This is a genomic window from Wenjunlia tyrosinilytica (assembly GCF_014646055.1).
GTDB lineage: Bacteria > Actinomycetota > Actinomycetes > Streptomycetales > Streptomycetaceae > Wenjunlia > Wenjunlia tyrosinilytica.
In genome coordinates this window covers 1-5276 of record NZ_BMMS01000096.1, presented here as the reverse complement: position 1 = coordinate 5276, position 5276 = coordinate 1, and the positions used below count along the sequence as shown (strand labels likewise).

Sequence of the window (5276 nt, the reverse complement as noted above, 5' to 3'; positions counted from 1 at the left end):
GGGCGCCGATCGGTCCGGCGGCTTTGGGGCGGGAGTTCGGGTTCTCCGAGGGCTGGGGCCGCAAGCGGATCAAGGCTGTTGAGGCGCGCCGGGCCGCTGGGGCGCGCGAGTCCCTGCACCTGGTGCCCGCCGGGGACGGTGCCTGATGGCCATTGTGCGGTTCTTCGACCCGGCCGGTACCCGCTTCGGTATCCCGACCTACCCGTTCGGTCTGGCTCCGGCCGGGCTGGCCACGCGTCGGCAGTTGCGGGCGCGCGGGCTTCGCCCCGGAGGGCAGGAGGTTGCGGCTCAGGTGCTGTGGAACTCGCGCCGCTACCGCTGCGGCGTACGCGCCGCGTACCTGTACCGGATCGAGAGCGCCAAGCCGGTGCGGCCCATGACTGCCGCCAGGCGCGCCGCTTTGGCCGCGGCGATGGCCGCGCGCCGCACCTGCCCGACCTGCCGCCGCGATGCCGGGTACGTCATTCCGGCTTCGCTGGGCGGCTGCACCGCCTGCACCTACGACGAACAGCGCGTCGCCTGAACGAGCACGACCCGCGCGGGGCCCGGCACTTGCTGCCAGGCGGACCGGGCCCCGCCACTCCCTCAACGACTCCAAGGAGCGGACACATCGTGTCTGAGATCACCACGGCAAGCCAGCCGGACGACCCCGGCCGCGACGGCGCCGCCGTCTACGACATCACCACCAAACGGTCCGCCACCTCGCACACCGAAAGCGCCGGCAGCGACCTGCCGCCTGCGGTGATGGTGGACGGCCCGGAGCCGACCGGGCCGGGGTTCCTGACCCGCATCACGGGCGCCAAGCGCCGTCCGGTCGTCCCGGCCTGGCTGAAGTCCAAAGCGGAACTGGCCGCCGCCTCAAAGTGGATCGCGGGTTACTACGGCCACCTGTGCGCGTACCACGCGTTCCGGCTGCCGCTGTACGCCGCGAAGCTGGCCGTGCAGTGCCCGCGCGGGCTGGCCAAGTCCGCGGGCGGCACCGTGCGGTGGGTGGCCGACGCGGAGGGCCAGGCGGTCCGGCTGGCGTCGGTCCGGCGCGAGGACGCGGCCGAATACCTGAAGCTGTCGCGGCAGCGCGACGCGCGGGTGCGGCTGCGCACCCTGGTCACCGTGCTGGCCTGCCTGGTCGGCATCGGCACCGCCTTGGCCCTGTACGTGCTCGCCCCGGGCTGGCTCCAGGCGGTCTCGGTAACCGCGCTGGTGCTGGCACTGGGCCACCTGGGCACCGAACCCGACGCCCCCGTGGCCACCCGCGCGGTGGAACTGCCCAAGGTCCAGCGGCTGACCAGTGACATCGTGCTGCGGGCTCTGGGAGCGCTGAGCATCTCCCAGATCAACCAGGCCGTGGCCAAGGGCCGCGACGGGTTCGTGTTCACCTCACCCATCACCCGCGACGGGCCAGGGTGGCGCGCCGAAGGCGACCTGCCCTACGGGGTGACGGTCTCGGATGTGATGGACCGCCGCGACCGGCTCGCCTCCGGGCTTCGGCGTCCGCTGGGCTGCGTATGGCCCGAGGCGGTACCGGAGGAGCACACCGGACGCCTGGTGCTGTGGGTGGGGGATCAGGACATGTCCAAGGCCCGCCAGCCCGCATGGCCGCTGCTCAAGGCCGGAAAGGTGGACCTGTTCACCGCCGCCCCGTTCGGCACCGACCAGCGCGGACGCTGGGTGGACGTCACCTTGATGTACATCTCCGGGATCATCGGCGCCATCCCGCGCATGGGCAAGACGTTCCTGCTGCGCCTGCTGCTGCTCATCGCGGCGTTGGACCCGCGGGCGCAGCTGCACGTCTTCGACCTCAAGGGCACCGGTGACCTGGGGCCGCTGGAGCAGGTCGCCCACCGCTACCGGGCAGGCGATGACGAGGAGGACATCGAATACGCCCTGTCCGCGCTGCGCGCACTGCGCAACGAGCTGCGCCGGCGGGCGAAGGTGATCCGCAACCTGCCCCGCGACATCTGCCCGGAGTCCAAGGTGACCTCTGCCCTGGCGGACAAGGCGAGTTTGGGCCTGCATCCGATCGTGGCGGGTGCGGATGAGGTGCAGGTGTGGTTCGAGCACCCCAAGCACGGGGGCGAGTTCGAGGAGATCTGCACCGACCTGGTCAAGCGCGGCCCGGCCCTGGGCATCACCCTGCTGCTGGCCACCCAGCGTCCGGACGCGAAGTCCCTGCCGACCGGGATCTCCGCGAACGCCTCCACCCGCTGGTGCCTGAAGGTGATGGGGCAGCTGGAGAACGACATGGTGCTCGGCACCTCTGCCTACAAGCGCGGGGTGCGGGCCACGATGTTCTCCTGGGCCGACAAGGGCATCCACTACTTCGTCGGTGAAGGCTCCGACGCCCGGATCGTGCGCTCCGTCTACGCCGACGCCCCCACCGCCGAGGTCATCGCCCGGCGTGCTCGTGCCGTGCGGCAGGAGGCGGGGACGCTGTCCGGGCACGCGCTGGGAGAGGAAGCGGAGACCGAGGCCGCAACCGCGTCGTTCGACCTGCTGGCCGACATCGCGGCTGTGGTCCCGGCGGAGGAGTCCAAGGTGTGGTCCGAGATCGTGGTGGCGCGCCTGGCGGAGCTGCGGCCGGAGGTCTACGGCGGGTGGGAGCCCGAACAGCTCGCCTACGTGCTCAAGCCCTACGGGGTCCCTACGGGCCAGGTGTGGGGCAGGACCGAGGACGGCAAGGGCGCCAACCGGCGCGGCATTGAGCACTCCCGCATCCTGACCGCAATGACGGAGCGTGACGGAAAGCGGGACGCCGGATAGATCCGATCCGCCGCTGGACCTAGCGGGGCACCCCGCTAGGTCTAGCACCGGCCCTATCGCCCCACCAATCCCATGATCAGGCCGCTAGTGCCTAGCGGCCTTCCCCTCGCACACCCTGAAACCGGCTTGGGAGGCCCGTTGTGACCCTGCTCGCCGCCGCTAGCCTGCTCACCCTGTCGATAACCCTCTGTTACGCCGGGTTGTGTGCGGTCAGCCCGTTCGGTGACTGCCGCAAGTGCCGCGGCTTCGGCTACGCGCTGAAGACCGACCGCCGCGGGCGGCTGCGGCCGGGCAAGACCTGCCGACGCTGCCGCGGTGACCGCAAGCGCATACGCGTCGGCCGCCACCTGTTCAACCTCGCCGCCCGCCTCCACCGCGACGGCACCCGCTGAACCCCACCACCGAAGGAGAACCCGCCGTGCTGATGTCCGTCTCCGCCGTCGTCCTGACCGGGGCCTTCACCTTCGCCCTGATCAAGTTCAAGGCCAGCCTCGGTGCCGCCGCGCCCGTGGTCTTCCTGTTCGGCTTCTTCGTCGCCGACACCGGAGCCGCCCCCGTGGTCCGCCAGCTCATCGGCGACCTGCTCCACGCCGCCAACTCCCTCGGCTGAACGGGAGCCCCGCTGATGGAACCGCAGATCAACCTGTTGGCCGCCGTCGCGGTGCGCGAGCTGTGCGAAGCCGTCCAACGCGGCGAACTGCCTGCCGCCGTAGGCGCGCTGATGAGCATCGACGCCGCCTCCTGGACGGCGATCCAACCCCGCCTGGCGGCCTTCGGCGCCACCTGGCCCGACCTGCTCGCCGCCATGGAAGGACCCACCGCATGAGCCCGAACCTGCTCGTACTCGCCATGACCGCACCCGGCACCGCCGCATCCGCCGCACTCGCGGTGGCCGCCTGGCGCCACCGCGGCGAACACGACGCCGCATTGGCAGTCGTCGCCGCAGTCCTCACCCGCGACACCGGCGCGGACGACGGGCCGCCCACCCCGGACGGCGGCATGCCCACCGTCGCCCCGGCCGACCGGGGAGCTGACGTCATCACCTTCCCGCTCCGCCGCGCGGTCTAGCTCCACCCGGAGGCGGCGGCACTCCCGGCCAAAGACAGCCCGCCGCCTCCGGTTCCCCACCACGGTCAACGACCGAGAAGGAGACACCAGGATGCCCCAACCCTCCCCGTCCGCGCTTGCCCACGCCTCCCGCGGCTGGCACGTCTTCCCCCTCGTCCCCGGAGACAAGCGCCCCGCCGTCCGAGCCTGGGAGGAACGCGCCACGGTGGAACCCGAGCGCATCGCCCGGTGCTGGGCTACCGGCGCCTACAACATCGGCATCGCCACCGGGCCATCCCGGCTGGTCGTCCTGGACCTCGACACCCCTAAGCACGACCACGACACCCCGCCCGAGCCATGGGCGGCGGTCGGCATCGTCTGCGGTGAGGACGTACTCGCCGCCCTCTGCGAGCGGCACGGCCAGCCCTACCCGCACCAGACCTACACCGTGCGCACCGGCCGCGGCGGCATCCACCTGTACTTCACCGCCCCCGCCGACGTCGAGCTGCGCAACACCGCGGGCAAGCTCGGCTGGAAGGTGGACACCCGCGCGGGCGGCGGCTACGTCGTCGCCGCCGGCAGCGCCGCGAACGGCCAGCCCTACACCGTCGTGCACAACACCGCACCCGTCCCGCTGCCCGACTGGCTCGCCGAACTCCTCCGACCGGCACCCCTGCCCCCACAGCGCCCGGTCGTGGTGCCGCTGGACACCGGCCGATACTCCGCCTACCTGCGCTCCGCCGTCGCGGGCNACCTCGCCTCGGTCGCACTCGGGCAACTCGTCGCCGGAGGCGCGCTGCCCGAGCACGACGTGACGAGCTGGCTGACCGCCGCTGCCGAGCAGGTCGGGCAGCGCCCCGGGGAGACCCAGCGCACCATCCGTTCCGGGCTCCAAGCCGGAGCCAAGCGCCCCCGAACGGTGGCAGCGTGATGAGCACCCCGAACCCGGCCCTGTCCGAGCACCTGCACGCCGTCCCCGCACCGGCCGAACCCGGCAAGCCACCGGCCCCGGCCCGCCCGCGCACCGCGTGGACGGCCGACGAACTGATGGCCATGGACTTCCCCGAACCGCGCTGGGCCGTGCCCGGGATCATCTCCGAGGGCGTGAACCTGCTCTGCGGCCCGCCGAAGGTGGGCAAGTCCTGGCTCTCGCTGGGGCTCGGGCTGTCGGTCGCCGTCGGCGGCACAGCGTTCGACAGCGTCCCCGTGGACGGCGGGCCCGTGCTCTACCTCGCCCTCGAAGACACCCCCCGCCGCCTCCAAAGCCGCATGGGCAAAATCCTGGGCGGGCAACCGGCCCCCAACGGCCTGACCCTGTCCACCACGTGCCCGCCCCTACCCCAGGGCGGCACCGACGCCATCGCCGCATGGGTCGAGCGCCACCGAGACGCCCGCATGGTCGTCATCGACGTCTTCGCCAAAGTCCGCGGCAACTCCGCCCCCGGAGCCTCCGCCTACGACGCCGACTA

8 protein-coding genes are annotated in these 5276 nt (G+C 72.2%); all 8 read left to right on the top strand.

The features are described 5' to 3' along the window. The first annotated feature begins 145 nt into the window (after nt 1-145). The gene (locus tag IEY86_RS35515; RefSeq protein WP_189136028.1) at nt 146-523 is read left to right on the top strand and encodes an RRQRL motif-containing zinc-binding protein; all 378 of its coding nucleotides are present in this window, start codon (nt 146-148) and stop codon (nt 521-523) included. An 89-nt stretch (nt 524-612) separates the two neighbouring features. Further along, nucleotides 613-2760, top strand: coding sequence for an FtsK/SpoIIIE domain-containing protein (locus tag IEY86_RS35510; RefSeq protein ID WP_229699066.1), 2148 nt, complete (start codon nt 613-615; stop codon nt 2758-2760). 140 nt (nt 2761-2900) lie between these two features. Continuing rightward, entirely contained in the window at nt 2901-3152 is a 252-nt protein-coding gene (locus IEY86_RS35505) for a hypothetical protein (RefSeq protein ID WP_189136027.1), read from the top strand. Nucleotides 3153-3178: 26 nt separating this feature from the next. Beyond that, nucleotides 3179-3370 carry a hypothetical protein gene (locus IEY86_RS35500; protein WP_373287149.1) on the top strand — a complete coding sequence of 64 codons (192 nt, stop codon included), beginning with the start codon at nt 3179-3181 and terminating at the stop codon, nt 3368-3370. 15 nt (nt 3371-3385) lie between these two features. After that, the gene (locus tag IEY86_RS35495; protein ID WP_189136026.1) at nt 3386-3586 is read left to right on the top strand and encodes a hypothetical protein; all 201 of its coding nucleotides are present in this window, start codon (nt 3386-3388) and stop codon (nt 3584-3586) included. After that, the gene (locus tag IEY86_RS35490) at nt 3583-3828 is read left to right on the top strand and encodes a hypothetical protein (protein ID WP_189136025.1); all 246 of its coding nucleotides are present in this window, start codon (nt 3583-3585) and stop codon (nt 3826-3828) included. The genes IEY86_RS35495 and IEY86_RS35490 overlap by 4 nt, the downstream gene beginning before the upstream one ends. 91 nt (nt 3829-3919) lie before the next feature. Continuing rightward, nucleotides 3920-4738 (top strand): bifunctional DNA primase/polymerase, encoded by an 819-nt coding sequence (locus IEY86_RS35485; protein WP_189136024.1) that lies wholly within the window; start codon nt 3920-3922, stop codon nt 4736-4738. Then, on the top strand, nt 4738-5276 hold a 539-nt coding region (locus IEY86_RS35480), incomplete at its 3' end, for an ATP-binding protein (protein WP_189136023.1). The genes IEY86_RS35485 and IEY86_RS35480, both read left to right, overlap by 1 nt.